The following is a 17,091-nucleotide window of genomic DNA, read 5'->3' as shown; positions in this document are numbered from 1 at the left end:
CGGGGGTGGGGGTGCCGGGGGTGGCGGGGGTGGCGGTGGCGGTGCCGGGGGTGGCGGCAGTGGTCGGGGCGGCGGTGTCGGTGCCGGTGATGCCGGGGGCGGGGGTGCGGGCGATCCTCGGCACGAGGTGGTGTCCGCCGCGCACGGCCACCTGCGGCTCGTCGCCCGCGCACGCCGCCAGGTCGGCCGGGGTCGGGGCGGCGTCGGTGTCGGGGTCGAGGTCGAGCAGGGCGAAGCGGCCGGGGTGTTCGGTCTGGGCTGAGCGCACCAGGCCCCACGCGGCGGCCAGGGCGGGTGTGGTCGCGCCGGGACCGACCGCGCCCCGGGTGGTGATGACCAGGCGTTCGGGGCGGTCCTGGGCCAGCCAGTCCCCGACCAGTTCCAGCGCGCGCCGGGCGGCCTCGTGGGCGCCTTCGGCGAACCCGGCTGCCGCGGTGGTCAGCGGGGCCACGACGACCTCGGCCGCCGGGGTGTCCTGGGTGGGGGCGGGCACCCAGTCCAGGTGGAACAGTGGGGCGGTGGGGCTGCCGAACTGGTCAGGTTCGGCGGTGCGCAGGGCCAGCGATCCGGCGGTGAGCAGTGCGGCGCCGGACTCGTCGTGCAGGGTCAGGGTCACCGACCGGTCGCCTGCCCTGGTGATGGTGACCCGGGCGGAACGGGCGCCGGTGGCGTGCAGCGACACGTCCGACCAGGCGAACGGCAGGGCGGGGGCGTCGGTGGCGGGCAGGGCGCCCAGCTCGACGGCGTGCAGGGCGGCGTCGAGCAGGGCCGGGTGCAGGCCGAACCGGGCGGGCTCCACCCCGTCGGGCAGGGTCACCTCGGCGAAGACCTGTTCGCCGCGCCGCCACGCGCGGCGCAGGCCGAGGAAGGCGGGGCCGTAGGCCAGGCCGGTGGCGGCCAGGCGGGCGTGGGTGGTGCTGGTGTCGACCGGTTCGGCGCCCTTGGGCGGCCAGGTGCCCTCGGCGGGCGCGGGGGCCGGGGCGGTGGGGGCGAGCACACCGGAGGCGTGGTGCTGCCAGTCGCCATCGGCGGCGGGATCGCGCTTGGCGTCGGTGCGGGAGTGGACGGCCAGGTCGCGCCTGCCGTGGGTGTCGGCGTCGCCGACCAGGACGCGCAGTTCCACGCCGCCGGATTCGGGCAGGGTGAGGGGGGCGTGCAGGGTCAGTTCCTCGACGTGGGCGCAGCCGACCTCGTCGCCTGCGCGCACCGCCAGTTCCACGAACGCGGTGCCGGGCAGCACGGTGGCTCCCAGGACGACGTGGTCGGCCAGCCAGGGGTGGGTGGTGGTGCTGAGGCGGCCGGTGAGCAGGGCCCCGTCGGTGCCGGGGCGGTCGACCGAGGCGGCCAGCAGCGGGTGGTCGGGGGTGGACAGGCCCGCGGCGGTGACGTCGGTGCCGGGGCGGTCGTGGGCGAGCCAGAAGCTCTCGCGCTGGAACGGGTAGTTCGGCAGCGGCACGCGCCGCCCACCCGCGCCCCCGGCGACGGCCGACCAGTCCACCGCGGCGCCCCGGGTGTGGGCGGTGGCCACGGCGGTGAGCAGGGTGGCGACCTCGGGGCGGTCGCGGCGCAGCAGGGGGACGCAGGCGCCGGGCGGCAGTTCCGGCTGCGCCAGGGCGGTCAGCGCGGCGTCCGGCCCGACCTCGACGAAGGTGGTGGCGCCCGCGTCGGCCAGGGCGCGCACGGCGTCGTGGAAGCGGACGGCCTCGCGGACGTGGCTGGTCCAGTAGTCGGGTGAACCCAGTTCGGCGGCGGTGGCGAGCGCGCCGGTGAGGGTGGAGACCACGGGGGTGGTCGGCTCGGCGTAGTCGAGCACGCGGGCGTACCGGCGGAACTCGGCCAGCACCGGGTCCACCAGCGGCGAGTGGAAGGCGTGCGACACCCGCAGCGCCGTGGTGCGCCTGCCCAGGGCGGCGAAGTGCGCGGCGACCGCCCCCACCTCGCCCGCGACCCCGGAAACCACCACCGACGTCGGCCCGTTGACCGCCGCGACGGCCACACCGGCGGTCAGCACCGGCTCGACCTCCGCCGCCGCGGCCTCGACGGCGGCCATCGCCCCACCGGGCGGCAGCGCGTGCATGAGCCTGCCCCGGGCGGTGACCAGGATCGCCGCGTCCTGCACCGACAACACCCCGGCGACGTGCGCGGCGGCGACCTCGCCGACGGAGTGGCCCGCCACCAGGTCCGGGTGCAGCCCCCAGGACCCCAGCAGCCGCACCAGGGCGACCTCGACGGCGAACAGCGCGGGCTGGGTGTACCGGGTCTCGTGCACCCGGGGGTCACCGGAGAGGACGACCTCGCGCACCCCGGGGTCGAGGTGGCGGTCCAGGTGCGCGCACACCTCGTCGAAGGCGGCGGCGAACGCGGGGAACGCCGCGTGCAACTCGCGCCCCATCCCCACGCGCTGGGCGCCCTGACCGGTGAACAGGAACGCCACCCGCCCACCCGGCTCGGGGATACCGGTGACCGCGTTCGCCGCACTGGTGCCCCCGGCGACGGCGGTGAGGCCCGCGCGGGCCGCGACGCGGTCGGCGGCCACGACGACGGCGCGGTGCTCCAGGCGGGTCGTCCGGGTGGCCGCCAGGGTCGCGGCCAGGTCAGCGGGATCGGCATCGATGTCGCCCAGCCGCCGGGCCAACTCGCGCAGCGCGGCCTCCGAACGCGCCGACAACACCAGCGCGGCCGGGCGCCCGGCACCAGCGCCCGCGGCGGCGAAGTCGGCGCCACCGGTAGCGGCACCGGTGCCGATGGCGGCAGCAGAAGCGGTGGCGGCAGCGCTGGGGGCGCCGGGATCGGGGGTGGGCGGGGCCTGTTCCAGGATGACGTGGGCGTTGGTGCCGCTCATGCCGAACGACGACACCCCGGCCCGGCGGGGCCGGTCCAGTTCCGGCCACGGCCGGGCCTCGCCGAGCAGCGACACCGCGCTCGAGGTCCAGTCCACCTTCGGGGTCGGTTCGTCGGCGTGCAGGGAGCGGGGCAGCACCCCGTGCCGCAGCGCCAGCACGGACTTGATCACCCCGGCGACGCCCGCCGCGGCCTGGGTGTGGCCGAGGTTGGACTTCACCGAGCCCAGCCACAGCGGTTGTTCCCGGTCGCGGCCGTAGGCGGCGAGCAGGGCGTTGGCCTCCACCGGGTCGCCCAGCGCGGTGCCGGTCCCGTGCGCCTCGACCATGTCCACATCGGACGGTCGTAGGCCCGCGTCGGCCAGTGCGGCGTGGATGACCCGGCGCTGCGCCCGGCCGTTCGGGGCGGTCAGGCCGTTGCTGGCGCCGTCGGAGTTGATCGCGGTTCCGCGCACCACGGCCAGGACCGGGTGGCCGAGGCGGGTGGCCTCGGAGAGCCGTTGCAGCACCAGGACGCCCGCGCCCTCGGACCAGCCGGTGCCGTCGGCGGAGGCCGAGAACGGCTTGCAACGACCGTCGGCCGACAGGCCGCGTTGGCGGCTGAACGCCAGGAACCCGCCCGGGGACGCCATCACCGCCGCGCCGCCCGCCACCGCCAGGCCGCACTCGCCGCGGCGCAGTGCCCGCACGGCCAGGTGCAGCGCCACCAGCGACGAGGAGCAGGCGGTGTCCACGGTGACGGTGGGGCCCTCGAACCCGAACGCGTAGGCGATCCGGCCGGAGGCGACGCTGCTCGCGGTGCCGGTGAGCAGGTAGCCCTCGGCGCCGTCGGCGGCGTGGGCCAGGCCGGGGCCGTACTCGTGCGACTCGATGCCGACGAACACCCCGGTGTCGCCGCCGCGCAGGCCCAGCGGGTCGATGCCCGCGTTCTCCAGCGCCTCCCAGGTGGTTTCCAGCAGCAGCCGCTGCTGGGGGTCCATCGCGGTGGCCTCGCGCGGGGAGATGCCGAAGAACGCCGCGTCGAAGCGGTCGGCGTCGTGCAGGAAGCCGCCGCGGCGGGTGTAGGTGGTGCCGGGGGTGTCGGGGTCGGGGTCGTGGAGGGCGTCGAGGTCCCAGCCGCGGTTCGACGGGAAGTCGGAGGTGGCGTCGCGGCCCTCGGCGACCAGGTCCCACAGGTCGTCCGGGGACGCCACGCCGCCGGGGAAGCGGCAGCCCGCGGCGACGATGGCGATCGGGTCGTCCTCGTCGACGGAGCGGGTGACCGGACCGGGGGTGGTGTCCTCGGTGCCGGTGAGCACGGTGTGCAGGTGCGCGGCCAGCGCGGCCGGGGTGGGGTGGTCGTAGACCAGGGTCACCGGCAGCGCCACCCCCAGTTCGGCCACCAGCCGCCGGTGCAGGTCGACCGCGGCCAGGGAGTCGAACCCGAGGTCGAGGAACGCCGCGTCGGGGGCGGGGGCGGCCGGGGCCTGCGGGTCCTTGGCCAGCAGCACCTCCCCCACGCGCGTGCGGACGAGGTCGAGCAGGGCCGCGACACCACCGAGATCGCTCATCAAAGCTCCACAACGCGAGTGGGGGGAGGCGGGCGGAGGCGCCCGCGCCCGACGCTAACAACGGACCGGGGTGCCACGACCCCCTAGCGCGACCGCCCGGACCCGGAAACCGCGGCGGGGTCCCCCAGCACGGCGCGCAGCGCACCCTTGGGGTCCACCTTGACCAATTTGAAGGCCCGGCTGCACCGGACCCGGGTGAACGGGCTCTCCGGGCCGGGGAACCACGCGGTGCCGACACCCAGGCCCGCCAGCGCGGCGGCGGCGGCGGGCCAGTCCAGGGGCCGGTCGAACGTGCCCAGCAGCATCGCGCGCAGCGCGTCCGCCGTGGTCACCAGCGAACCGTCCACATCGGACACGACGGGCAGCAGCGGGTCGGCGAGGGCGAACCCGTCGAGCACCCGTTCGGCGCGCTCGCGCAGCGGTCGCAGCACCGGGGCGTGCACCGGCGGCCACATGGTCTGCATGTTGTACCCGCCCACCGCGCTGACCGCCGCCTTGAGCGCGTCGAGGCCGTCGCGGGGCAGGGTGAGCAGGTGGAAGTCGTGGTCGAGCGCCCCGGAGGGCGCGGTCTCGTGGCCCGCCTCGGCCAGCTCGGCCCGCAGGTCGGCCACCTCGTCGACGCCCACCCGCACGAACGAGTGGGTGACCAGGTCCCCCTGCCGTTCGGCGAAGTACTCGTGCTCGCACACCGCCAGCGCCGAGGTCAGCCGCACGGCGTCACCGAACGGCAGCGCCCCCGTGAACGCGACGGCGGCCTTGTGCCCGAAGCTCGGCGCGGCGCACACGTCGGGCACCAGCCCGCCCTCGGTCACCGCCCGGTCCGCCAGCGCCGTCGAGGCGACCATGAACGCCACCTGCGCCTGCACCGAGTAGTCGCCGCCGTCGTCCCAGTACCGGTCGAGCAGGCTGTACCCCAGGGCGTCGTCGGCTTCGGCCACCCGCGCCCCGGCGAACGGGTCGAGGGTGAGGAAGCGCCCCAGCACGGGGAACCCGGCCTGCGCCATGCCGGGGAACACGACCGCGGTCCTGACCGTCGCCGGGCTATTGGCCACCGAGCCGTTGGTTCCCACCTGTGTTCTCCCCCGCGTCCACGGCACCGACCTGGTCGACGTCGGTCGACCCTGGCGAGGCTATGCGCGGGAATGGGGAGGGAAGCCCCCTACCCGGCCCCCCTAGGACCTGTTCTCGGTCCGTCGGGAAAGGCGATCCGGGGGAACTCGGCCCGGTACCGGTACCGAATGCCGGATAAGCGCAAGGGGGCTGTCCGGAACCGGACAGCCCCCTTCCGACGAGCGAAAGGACTACGGCGCGACCGAGGTGCACAGTTCGGCGGGCAACCCGTCCCGCCCCCTCACGTTCAGCTTCCGGTAGACCCGGGTCAGGTGCTGTTCGACCGTGCTCACGGTGATGTAGAGCCGCCCGGCGATCTCGCGGTTGGTCAGCCCGGCGGCGGCCAGCTTGGCCACGCGGAACTCCGCGTCGCTGAGCAGCGTGGGCGGCAGGGCCGGGGCCGGGTCGGCGGTGTGGTCGTCGGGGTACTCGGCGGCCAGGGCGCGCAGGAGGGTCTCGGCGCCCGCGTCCTCGGCGAGGGTGGCGGCCACCCGGAACACCGTGCGGGCCCGGCGGTGGTCGCCGCAGGCGCGGTGGGCCTCGCCGAGGGCGGCCTGGGCTCCCGCCAGCTCGTACTGGTCGCCGCTCTCCTGGAGTTCGTCCACCGCCCGGCGCAGCAGGTGGGGGCGGTCGGCGACCTCGGCGGTGGCGGCGCGCAGCCGCATGGCCGCGCCCCGGACCCGGGGGTGGCGGTGGCGCAGGGCGGTGAGCTGCTCGTCGATGAGCTTGCGGGCCTTCTCGCGCTTGCCCAGGGCGTGGTAGGCGTCGGCGGCGCGCAGCCGCCACGGGGCCAGGCCCGGCGCGTCGACGCCCCAGGCCACCATGAGCTGGCCGACCACCAGGAAGTCGCCGAGCGCGGCGTGCACGTGGCCGCGGGCGCGGTGGTACTCGCCGCGGGCGCACAGGTAGCGCAGGCCGTGGCGGGTGTCGAAGACCTCGTCCGGCACCGGCTCGGCGAGGGCCGCGGCGGCGGCGTCGAGGTCGCCCCTGGCGGTGGTGGCGGCCACCAGGACCCCGAGGGGTTCGGCGATGGCCGTGCCCCACACCTGCCGGTGGACGGCGGTGAGGGCGGCGCGGGCGGCGGTCTCCGCCCCGGCCAGGTCGCCCCGGCGCAGGGCGATCTCCGCGCGCCAGGACAGCAGCCTGGCCCGCCAGGTGTCGGCGCCCTGCGCCTCGGCCTCGGCCAGCAGCGCCGCGCACACCTCGGCGGGGGCGTCGAGGCGCTCGGCGTAGACCAGGGCCAGCAGGGCGCTCTCCACCTGCTCGAAGGACTCGGCCGACAGCCTGGCCTCGCGCAGCACCTCCTCGGCCACGGCCAGGGAGTCCGGGTCGGCCCAGTTGGCCAGCACGTCGGCCAGGGCGTCGGCGGCCCGGCCCAGCGGGTCGGCGGGCACGGCGGTGGCCGGGTCCCGGCGCCGGGGCGGCACCGGGCCGCCGGGCAGGGCGGTCGGGTGGGAGCAGGCGGTGAGCAGCCGGGTCACGGCCAGGTCGGCGGCGGCGCGGCCCCGGGCGGGGACGGCGTCGACCGCCGCCCACGCCTCGGTCAGCTCGGCGCCCGCGCCGTAGCGCATGAGGTAGCGCAGCATGGCCGCGGTGTGCCTGCCGCCGGAGCGGGCGTGGGACAGGGCGGCGGCCACGTGCTCGGCGCGGCGGGCCGGGGTGGGTGTCCCGGACTGCCACTCCAGGCCGAGCAGGCGCACGGCGGCCTCGGCGCGCTCGCGCTCGTCGCCGGTGCGGTCGTGGGCCAGTCGCAGGTAGTCGTGGGCGCGGGCCCGGTCCCCGCTGCTCTGGGCCTGCTGGGCGGCCTCGCGCAGCAGGCCGGTCATCCACGGCTCGGAGGCGTCGCCGAGGGCGACGAGGTGGTCGGCGACGGCCACCGCGGGGGCGCCCCGGTCGTTGAGCAGGGCGGCGGCCCTGGCGCGCAGCCCGGCCAGGTCGGCGGCCGGGTCGGCCAGCACGGCCGCGCGCAGCGCCGGGTGGGCCAGGGCGCCGTCGCGCACCAGGTGGGCGGCGGTCAGGTCGCGCAGGGCGGTGGCCGCGGTGTCGGCGTCGGCGCCGACCAGGTCGCCGAGCAGGATGTGGTCGGCGGGCCCGTCGACCACGGCCAGGCCCCCGGCGACGCGGGCGGCGGGGTCGCCGAGGCGGCGCAGGGTGTCGGCGACGGCGCGGGCGTAGGCGGGGCCGTCCCCGGGGGCGGCACCGCAGGCGGCGTCGGCGAGCAGGGCCAGCAGCAGCCGGGGCAGGCCGAGGCAGGCGGCCAGTCCGTCGACCGGTGCGGGTCCGGCCACGGCGGCGACCTCGTCGGCCGTCAGCGGCGCGAGGTCGACGGGCACCGCGTGCGGCTGGTCGGCCACCAGCTCGCGCAGGCACTCGGCGCGGCGGTCGTCGGCACCGGCGGGCGCGTGGCGGTCGTGGGCGAGGACGACGACGACCCCGGCGGCGCGCAGGCGGCGCGAGAGCAGCAGCAGGCACCGCAGGGACGCGGTGTCGGCGTGGTGCACGTCGTCCACGGTCACCAGCAGGGGTGCGCCCCGGCGGGCGGTGAGGACGAGGCAGAGGTCCAGCACGGACGCCACCGGCGGTTCACCGCCCGCGGGCGCCGCCCGCAGCGCGGCGCCGACCCGCTCGATCTCGGCCGGGGTGAGGTCCACCCCGGCCAAGAGCTGACCGACGAGGCCGAAGGGCAGGTCCCGCTCGGCGCGGCCGCCCTCGGCTTCGAGCACGTGGAAACCCCGCTCGCGGGCCAGGTCCCGCACCCGCTCCAGGAACCGGGTCTTGCCGCCCCCGACGGCCCCCGACACCACGGCTAGCCCACCGCGGCCCGTCTCGGCGGAGTCCAACAGGTCCCCGACGACCGGGACCGCGTGCTCGACCGACACACTCGCTGATGCCACCCGTACTTCCCCCCACCCCGAATGAACGACTTCGTCATGCACTGAGTTCAGGCGTTCAATTGCGGAGAGTCACCTCTATGCTGCAAAGCGTGCCTGAATACGGTGACCGTATCAGGGTCGAACGGTGCTGGTCAGGGAATTGGCCACTATAGGAACTGTTTGTAGGGGTTGACCTGATCACCCCGATTAACCCCGATAACCCTTACCCGCCAACCCCGATCGCACGCGGCCCCGGCACGGGCGGTAATGAGTCCGCAGCGGTCGGTGAATAGCCCCCGGAAAACCGAAGTGCCCGGTGGGAACATCCCACACCGAGTCCTGACGGTGTCACCACCGGGGCGTGTTCCAGGTGTGGCACGGCTGGACGTCGACGACCCGACACTGGTCGGAATGGCGGTATGCGGATAGTAGCGTTATCCGGATGATCGGGTGCACTGATCTGATCGTCAGGGAGGAGTTCTGGTGCGCAGAGCGATCACGCTCGCCGTCGTGGCGGGTGTTGTGCTGGTGGGGGCGTCCCCCGCCGCGGCGGCGGGCCGCGTCCAGGAGCTGCCGGTGCCCGCGGGCACGTCCACGTTGGGCAGCCCGCGGGTGAACGGGGGCGGCTACGCCTGGACCGTGTCGACTTCGTCGAGCACGCACAAAGCCGTGGTGTGGCACCGGGGGACGCCACGGGTGCTGGAGCCGGACGCGGTGTCGAGCACCGTCCACGACGTGAACGACCGGGGGCTCGCCGCGGGCAGCCACGTGCCGCGGGGCGAGTCGCTCACCCGGGCCGCCGTGTGGCAGGACGGGCGGCGCACCGACGTCGGCGGTCCGTACTCCCAGGCGGTCGCGGTCGGCGAGGACGGCCGGGTACTGGTGACGACCTACGTCCCCGAGCGCAGGGAGCGGCTGGAGGTGTGGCAGCGGGGGCGGTCCGAGGTGCTCTACGAAGGCCCCCAGGGCGGCGGCTACCCCCTGCTGGGCGACGGGGGGCACGTGGTGCACAACGTGGTCGACGCGAACGGCGACACCGTCGTGCGCGAGTGGGACAAGCGCGGCCGGGTCGTGGCCGACCTCAAGGCCCCGGCCGAGTACTACGGGCTCTCGCCGCTCACCGTGAACCGCCGCGGCGACATCGCGTTCCAGACGAGCAAGGGCTACCCGAACTTCCGGGTGCTCGTGTGGCAGGACGGGGTGTTCAGCGACCCGGGCAGCCTCCCGTACGCGCAGCTCACCCACCTGAACTACCTGGACCCGTTCTTCCACACCTTCCTCAACGACCGCGGCGAACTGGCCTACGTCTCCGGCAACCGCGTCTTCCGCTGGCACGCGGGCGTCCTCACCGACCTCACCCCCGACGCGGGCTACGGCGACCTCCCCTACATCGCGGGCATCAACAACCGCGGTGACATCGCCGCCCGCTACACCACCGCCGACGGCACCGCGCGCAGCCGCGTCTTCTCCCGCGACGGCACGGTCGTGGACGTCACCGGCCTGCCCGGGAGCACCCGCTTCCTGATCTCCGGCCTCAACCCCGACCGCAAGGAGGTGGTGGGGATCGACTTCAGCGGCGACACCCGCTTCTTCCTCCAGCGGTTCTGACCCCCGCGGGCCGGCCCGGTACGGGACCAGCACGGTGGGACGCGGAGACCTCCGGGCCCGGTGGATGGCGTCGCGACCACCACCGCACCCGGAGGTCTCCCCCGTTCCAAGCACCAACCTCCCGGCCCGGTGCGCCTAGGCGAGCACGGGCTCCGCCGCGGTGTCGGCGGCCACGACCTCCAGCCGGGCGCGGTCCGGCTTGCCGTTGCGGTTGAGCGGGAAGCGCTCCACCACCACGACCCGGTTCGGCTGCTCGAAGGTGGGCAGCACCTCCGCCAGGAACGAGCGCCAGTGGGCCTCGTCGTGGCCGTCGGGGTCCTCCACGACGAACACGAGCTGCGCCCCCCGGCGCTCGTCGGGCAGCGGCACCACCTTCACCGCGCAGCCCGCGTCTGCCACCCGGCGCTCGATGATCTCCGGGTAGAGGGTGTAGCCCATGCGCGTCACGGCGAACTTGCGGCCCAGCACGACCAGGTTGTCCCGCTCGTCGAGGTAGCCCAGGTCGCCGGTGCGGACCCAGCCGGTGGGGGCGGGCACGGTCGAGCCGTCCTCGCCCAGGTGCCCGGTGAGGCCGTCGGGGGTGTCCACCTCGATCTCCCCCACCTGCCTGGCGGCCACGGGGACACCGTCCTCGTCGACGACGCGCAGCGCGATTCCCGGCATGGCCCGCCCGCACGCCACCGGGTTGTCGGGAGTGGCGAAGGAGATGTTGGCGTACTCGGTGCTGCCGTAGCTGTCCAGCAGCGGCAGGCCGAACCGCTCCACGTACCGGTGCACCAGCCCGCTGTCGAGCGGCGCGGCCCCGGCGCAGAGCATCCGCGCCGACGCCAGGCCACCGGCCAGGGCCGGGCGCTTGCCGATGATGTTGAGCATGCTCAGGTAGGTCGACGGCGTCGCGTCGACCACGGTGACCCCGGTGCCCGCGGCCTGCACCAGCGCCCGGTCCAGCCGGGTGTACGGGGCCACCACCAGCGAGCAGCGGCGCAGCCAGGCGATGAGCACCATGGACAGCCCGTACTGGTGCGGGAACGGCAGCAGCGGCAGCAGCACGTCGGTGGCGGTGTGGCCGACCTGGTCGGCGTTGCGCTCCAGGTTGCGCAGGAACGCGCCGCCGCTCTTGACCACGCCCTTGGGGGTGCCGGTGGAACCCGAGGTCCACATGATCAGCCCGTCCGGGCGCGCGGCCCAGCCGGTCACGTCCAGGTCGGCGGCGACGGGTTCGCGGCCGATGGCGTCGACGATCAGGTCGTAGAGGAACAGCGGGTCCTCGTCGGGCAGCAGCGGTGCGTCGTAGTCGGCGACGACCAGGCGGGCACCCGCCCGCTGCGCCATGCGGCGGGTCTCGGCGGCCTGCTCGCGGTGGTCGACCAGCAGCACCGACGCCTCGGCGTGCATCAGCGCCAGCAGCACCGTGACCCAGGCGGCGCTGTTGCCCGCCTTGAACACCACCCGGTCGCCGGGTGCCAGGCCCCGCTCGCGCAGCACGGCGACCACGCGCAGCGCCTGCCGCTCGACCTCGGGCCAGGTCTGGGCCGACTCGGCCCCGAACACCGCGCCGGTCACCGGGTCACCGCCGAGGAGCGGTTGCCGACCTGGCGGAAGCCGCTGCCGCTCTTGCGGCCCAGGCGGCCCTCGGCCACCAGCCGTTCCAGCGCGGGTTCCGGTGGGGCGGCGCCGTCGCGGCCGGACTCGGCGAGCTTGCGCAGGATCTGCAGGGACACGTCCAGGCCGATGGTGTCCAGCAGGGCGAACGGTCCCATCGGGTGGCCGTAGCCCGCCTCGACGGCGGCGTCGACCTCCTCGATGCCCAGCTCGCTGGTGCCGAGCAGGCGGATGGCGTCGTTGAGGTAGGGGAACAGCAGGTGGTTGACGATGAAACCGGCCCGGTCGGCGCAGTCGACCGGGGTCTTGCCCAGCCGCCGGGCCAGGGCGCGGGCGGTGGCCGCGGCGTCGTCGGCGGTGCCCTCGGCGCGGACCACCTCGACCAGGCCCATCACCGGCGCGGGGTTGAAGAAGTGCGTGCCCACCACGTCGGCGGGGCGGCCGGTGGCGGCGGCGCAGTCGGCCACCGCGAGGCTGGAGGTGCTGGTGGCCAGCACGGCGCCGGGCTTGGCCACCGCGTCCAGGGCGGTGAACACCGCCCGCTTGACCTCCGGGTCCTCGGCCACGGCCTCGACCACGAAGTCGCAATCGGACAGCGCGGTGTAGTCGTGGGCCTCGGTGATCAGGCCCAGGGCGGTGGTACGGGTCGCGGCCGGGATGCGGCCCCGGCGCACACCGCGCGCCAGGGAGGCGTCGATCGCGGTGATCGCGGCGGCGGCCTTCTCGGCGCTGCGGGCGAGCAGGACCGTCGGGATGCCCGCGATCGCGGCCACCTCGGCGATGCCCTGGGCCATGGTGCCGGAGCCGATCACCCCGACGCGGGCCACCGGGCGGCCCGGCGGTTCGGCGGTGCCGGTGCCCGCGGCGGGCTCGATGACCTCGCCCGACTCGTCGTAGTCGTGGAAGCCGCGGCGGGCCACCCGGCCGAGGGCGCCGTCGGCGACCATCCGGTCGAGCACGGGCGCGGGCCGGAAGGCGTCGTCGCCGGTGGCGGCGTGGCGGCGCAGCAGGGCCGAGCGGACCGAGCCGACGCCGATCTCGTCCAGCACGCGCAGCGGGCCAAGCGGCAACCCGCAGCCCAGCCGCATCGCGGCGTCGATGTCGTCGCGGGTGGCGTAGCCCTCGTCCAGCAGGGCCGCGCAGCGGTTGAGGTGGGCGTAGACCAGGTCGGTCGCGGCGTCGGCGGCGCGGCGGCCGGTGTTGACCACCTCGCGGTCGAGCCGCTTGACCAGGGAGCGCACCGCGTCGAACGCCTCCGGGGAGGTCATCGCGGTGGGCACCACCTCCACGGTGCGGCCCAGCGGCGGCGGCAGCGGGAAGCGCAGGCCCAGCAGGCGCGTCGAGCAGCCCGCCGCGATGGCCAGCCACGGCACGGGCACCGAGGCGGTGGTGGTGACCAGGACCGTCTCGGGGGGACAGAGGTCGACCACCGAGCGCAGCACGGCCTCCTTGGTGGCCGCGTCCTCCGGCACGGCCTCCACGACGACGTGGGCGCGCTTGAGGTCGGTGACCTCGGCGCCCAGCGACAGGGCGCGGTCGCCGAGCCGGAGCCGGGCGCGGTCGAGCGCGACCGGGTCGGGGTCGACGCCGACGACCTCGACGCCGGAGGCGAGCAGCGCGGCGGCCAGGCCCTCCCCCAGCGAGCCGAGACCGAGGACGCCGACCACGAGAGCTGATTCGACCATGAGGGCTGCCGCCTTCCTGGTGTGGGTGATGGGTGCGGCACCGGCCGTCCCGACTCGGCCGGGGCGGTGCGCGGCGGTGGCCGCGGCGGGACCGGAACCCCGTGGCCGCAAGCTATCGCGGGACCGGCGGGTCCCGACCCCCTACACGGGCGCCCGGAACCCGGAACCGCGCTTAGGGGTTATCGGGCACCCGGGCCGTGGGTACCGTCCCGCCGCGGACCGGCGTACCGCGCCGGCGCGGAACCCGGCTGCGGGGAGGACCATGGCGACCACGAGCGCGCCCGGGGTGGGGCTGCTGGGATGCGGCGCCCACCTGCCCGACGAGGTGCTGGACAACGAGACCGTGGCCGCGGCGGCCGGGGTGGAACCGGGGTGGATCGAGCGCAAGACCGGGGTGCTGGCCCGCCGCCGCGCCGCCCAGGAGGACGCGTCCTCCGACCTGGCGGCCCGCGCGGCCCGGGAAGCACTGCGCGACAGCGGTGTCCCCGCCGACCGGCTGTCGCTGGTGGTGGTGGCCACGTCCACACCGGACTCGCCGCAGCCGCCGACGGCCAGCCTGGTGCAGCACCTGATCGGTGCCACCGGGGCGGCGGCCTTCGACGTCAACGCCGTGTGCAGCGGCTTCGTGTTCGCGCTGGAGACCGCGCGCGCCATGCTGCGCCCCGGCGGTTACGCGCTGGTGGTGGGGGTGGACATCTACACCCGCATCGTCGACCCCTCTGACCGGCGCACCGCCGCGCTGTTCGGCGACGGGGCGGGCGCGGTGGTGCTCGGCCCGGTCGAACCGGGTCGGGGTGTGCTGGCCACCGGACTGACCAGCCGGGGTGACCTGCACGGGATGATCGGGGTCCCGGCCGGGGGCAGCCGCATCCCGCCGAGCAAGGACTCGCTGCTGGTCGGCGAGCACTGGTTCACCATGGACGGGCGGGGCGTGCGCGAGTTCGTCGCCGCCGAGCTGCCCGCCGCGGTGGCCGGTTTCCTGGCCGAGCACGGTGTCGCGGGGGAGGCCGTCGACCACTTCGTGCCGCACCAGGCGAACCTGCGGATGCTCGACGAGGTGTTCCCCACCCTGGGCCTGCCCAACGCCCGGTCGCACCACACGGTCGCCGAGTACGGCAACACCGGTGCCGCGTCGGTGCCGATCACCCTGGCCGCCGCCCGGGACAGCTTCCGACCGGGCGAGACCGTGCTGCTGGCCGCCTTCGGTGGCGGCATGGCCATCGGTCTGAGCCTGCTGCGCTGGTAACGGCCGCCGACGAGGACCAGCCCCGGGCCGGGCCTGGTCCTCGTGGTCTCAGCGCCTGCCGGGCAGCAGCACGGTCACCCGTTCGGCGTTGCGCAGCACCGCGCCCCGGGAGTAGAGCAGCGGCACCGTTTCCCCCGCCTGCCACCGGTCCGCCAGGTCCCGGTAGTGCGGGCTGCGCGGGTCGCCGGACTGGCCGGGGGTGTTGACGGCGCGGGACCGGTCCCAGCCGCCCACGTCGAGGACCATGCGGAAGGACGCGCCGAGCAGTTGCTGGCGGGTCACCGGGTGGTAGACCGACGCGTCGACCGTGTACCAGGCGCCGCCGCGCGGGAAGGAGCCGACGTTCCATTCGGTGTCACCGCGCACGGCTGACAGGGGGTGGGTGAACGTCGTGGTCTGGAGGGAACCCCAGCGCCAAGCGGCGCGGTCCGGGCCGAGGGTCGTGGCCAGGTCGCGGTGGGCAGCGGCCAGGGTGGCGAGGACGAGTTGATCGCGAACGGCGGTGGAACCGAACCACGGCACCGGGTCCTCGACCGCCGACACCAGCACCGCGTTGTCCGGTTGCAGCACGTGCGGCAGCGCGGTGGGGGCGACCGCGCGCACGAACGCCGGGCCGAGGTGGCGCGACACCCACGTCTCGAACAGCGCGCCCGCCGCGGTGTCCTCGGTCATCACCGCGTCCCAGCCGCGCAGCAGGTCCAGCGCGGCCGCGGCGTCCGGGTCGGTGGCGGTCAGCCCGGCGAGCACGGCGGTCAGCCGCCGCGCCGGGATGGACAGCCGGTCCGATTGCAGGGCGACCGAGTCGGCCACCGACGACTTCCGCTTCCCGCCCAGCACCTCCACGATCCGCTCGTACCGCGATGGGTTGTTCCACTCGTAGGACAGTCCCTCGACCGGGTAGCCCTCGGGCAGGTTGTACTGGTTGGCGCTGGCGACGAAGCCCTGCGGCGGGTTCGCCGTCTGCGGCAGGGCGGCGCCGTCGACGAAGCCGTTCCACTCGTAGCGCCCGTCCCCGGGCACCGGCAGCAGGCCGTCGTAGCCGACCCGCTTGGGTGCCAGGCCGACCGACACCATGCCGATGTCGCCGGCGGTGTCGGCGTAGACCAGGTTCTCCGCCGGGGCGCCCCACGCGCGGGCCTGCTCGACGAACTCCGCGTACCCGCCCGCGCGCAGCAGGCGCAGGCTGCCCAGGTACCCGGCGGTGCCCGGCTCCAGCCACGCCGTGCGCACCGCGTACGCCACGCCCTCGGCCGCGTCGACCCGGATCACCGGGCCGTGCCGGGTGAACGACAGCTCGACGTCGCGGGGGGCCTCGCCGCGCACCGCGATCCGCTCGGTGGTGGTGCGCATGCGCTCCCACCCGTCGCCGTAGCGGTACCGGGTCGGGTCGGCGGGGTCGAGCTGGTAGACGTAGAGGTCCTCCTGGTCGACCGGGAACACCGTGAGGCCGAACGCGGCGGTGCCGTTGTGCCCGGCGGCGATGCCGGGCGCGGCCGGGTCGCCCGCGCCGATCACGTCGAGCCCCGGCGCGGACAGGTGGGTCAGGTACCGGGTGGACGGTGAGCCCAGGGTGCGGTGCGGGTCGTTGGCCAGGATGGGGCGGCCGGTGGTGGTGCGCCCGGGGCCGATGGCCCAGTTGTTGCTGCCCTCGGCCGAGGCCGGGGCGGCGGGCAGCGCGGTGACGCCGGTCCCGGTGAACGCGACCGACCCGGTGGCCAGCTCGTAGGTGGCCAGCACGTCGGCGGGCAGCGAGCACGGGTCGAACCCGTCGGGCACCGCGAGGTCGTGCTCGGGCTGCAACCGCAACCGCACCCGGTCGGCCCGCACCCCGGCGGCGCAGGCCACCCTGGCCCGGGTGACCTCGCTGCTGAGGTTCTGGGTCAGGGCGTGGGTGCGGATGCGCACCACGTCCTCGGCCGACCACCGGGCGGGCCGGTGCCCGAGCAGCCCGAACTCCGGCGGCAGCGCGGCCGGGTTGCGCTCCACCCAGTCGATGTAGGCGTTGATGCCCGCGGCGAACCTGGTGGCCGCGGTCTTGGCCTCGGGCCCATAGGCGGCCCACTCGCGGGCCATGTCCCCCCGGTAGAGGAAGAGCCGGGCGGCGCGGTCGCGCTCGGCGTGCGCGGGGCCCAGCACCTCCGCCAGCGTGCCCAGGCCGCGGCGGCGGCCCAGGTCGAGCTGGAAGAGGCGGTCGGCGGCCACGGCGAACCCCTGGGCCAGGTAGGCGTCGGCGGCGCTGGCGGCGTAGACGTGCGGCACGCCCCAGCGGTCGGTGACCACCTCGACCGGGCGGTCCAGCCCGGTGGCGAGCACCACGGTCCTCGGTGCGGCGGCGGCGTCCACCGGCGCCGCGGCGGCCAGCACCGCGGTGGCGGCGGCCACCAGTGCCGCACCGCGAGTCCTTCTGCGGAACACGGTTGTCCCTCCCCCTGTCGTTCGTCTGTCGTGGACGCCCAATCTCCCAAGGGGAACCGGGCCTGAGAACCCGAGAAGGCCACGGGCCACCGACACCGGTCGGGTAGGGGCCGGATAGGGGGTTCGCCGCCCCCGCACCGCCATACGCTCGCCGCATCCACC

General features: G+C 75.7%; 7 protein-coding genes and 1 pseudogene. 2 read left to right on the top strand and 6 right to left on the bottom strand.

What is annotated here, in order from left to right; genetic code table 11:
* From DFQ13_RS22200 to DFQ13_RS22190, 3 genes and pseudogenes are all read right to left on the bottom strand, one after another.
* Positions 1–4,366: pseudogene (locus DFQ13_RS22200) on the bottom strand (type I polyketide synthase); the annotation flags it as partial.
* 107 nt (positions 4,367–4,473) lie between these two features.
* Positions 4,474–5,460 carry an ACP S-malonyltransferase gene (locus tag DFQ13_RS22195; protein ID WP_181400105.1) on the bottom strand — a complete coding sequence of 329 codons (987 nt, stop codon included), beginning with the start codon at positions 5,458–5,460 and terminating at the stop codon, positions 4,474–4,476.
* Between the two features lie 231 nt (positions 5,461–5,691).
* On the bottom strand, positions 5,692–8,394 hold the full coding sequence (locus DFQ13_RS22190; RefSeq protein WP_146241327.1) for a helix-turn-helix transcriptional regulator: 2,703 nt from the start codon (positions 8,392–8,394) through the stop codon (positions 5,692–5,694).
* 462 nt (positions 8,395–8,856) lie between these two features.
* On the opposite strand from DFQ13_RS22190, the gene DFQ13_RS22185 reads away from it, so the two are divergent.
* Entirely contained in the window at positions 8,857–9,981 is a 1,125-nt protein-coding gene (locus tag DFQ13_RS22185; RefSeq protein WP_110081181.1) for a hypothetical protein, read from the top strand.
* A gap of 135 nt (positions 9,982–10,116) precedes the next feature.
* Here the strand turns inward: DFQ13_RS22185 and DFQ13_RS22180 are convergent, their stop codons facing one another.
* A complete protein-coding gene (locus DFQ13_RS22180) occupies positions 10,117–11,544 on the bottom strand; it encodes a class I adenylate-forming enzyme family protein (protein WP_035278644.1) in 1,428 nt (475 codons plus the stop codon).
* Positions 11,541–13,268, bottom strand: a complete 1,728-nt coding sequence (locus tag DFQ13_RS22175) for a 3-hydroxyacyl-CoA dehydrogenase family protein (protein WP_110081180.1) — start codon at positions 13,266–13,268, stop codon at positions 11,541–11,543. The genes DFQ13_RS22180 and DFQ13_RS22175 overlap by 4 nt, the downstream gene beginning before the upstream one ends.
* A 262-nt stretch (positions 13,269–13,530) precedes the next feature.
* Between DFQ13_RS22175 and DFQ13_RS22170 the strand changes: the two genes are divergently transcribed.
* Positions 13,531–14,514 carry a 3-oxoacyl-ACP synthase III family protein gene (locus tag DFQ13_RS22170; protein ID WP_110081179.1) on the top strand — a complete coding sequence of 328 codons (984 nt, stop codon included), beginning with the start codon at positions 13,531–13,533 and terminating at the stop codon, positions 14,512–14,514.
* 48 nt (positions 14,515–14,562) lie between these two features.
* Here the strand turns inward: DFQ13_RS22170 and DFQ13_RS22165 are convergent, their stop codons facing one another.
* Positions 14,563–16,929, bottom strand: coding sequence for a penicillin acylase family protein (locus DFQ13_RS22165; protein ID WP_233438524.1), 2,367 nt, complete (start codon positions 16,927–16,929; stop codon positions 14,563–14,565).
* Positions 16,930–17,091: the final 162 nt, after the last annotated feature.

The organism is Actinokineospora spheciospongiae, from assembly GCF_003182415.1.
GTDB lineage: Bacteria > Actinomycetota > Actinomycetes > Mycobacteriales > Pseudonocardiaceae > Actinokineospora > Actinokineospora spheciospongiae.
Note: the sequence above shows the minus strand (reverse complement) of the source record. Positions and strands in the feature narration are given on the sequence as shown.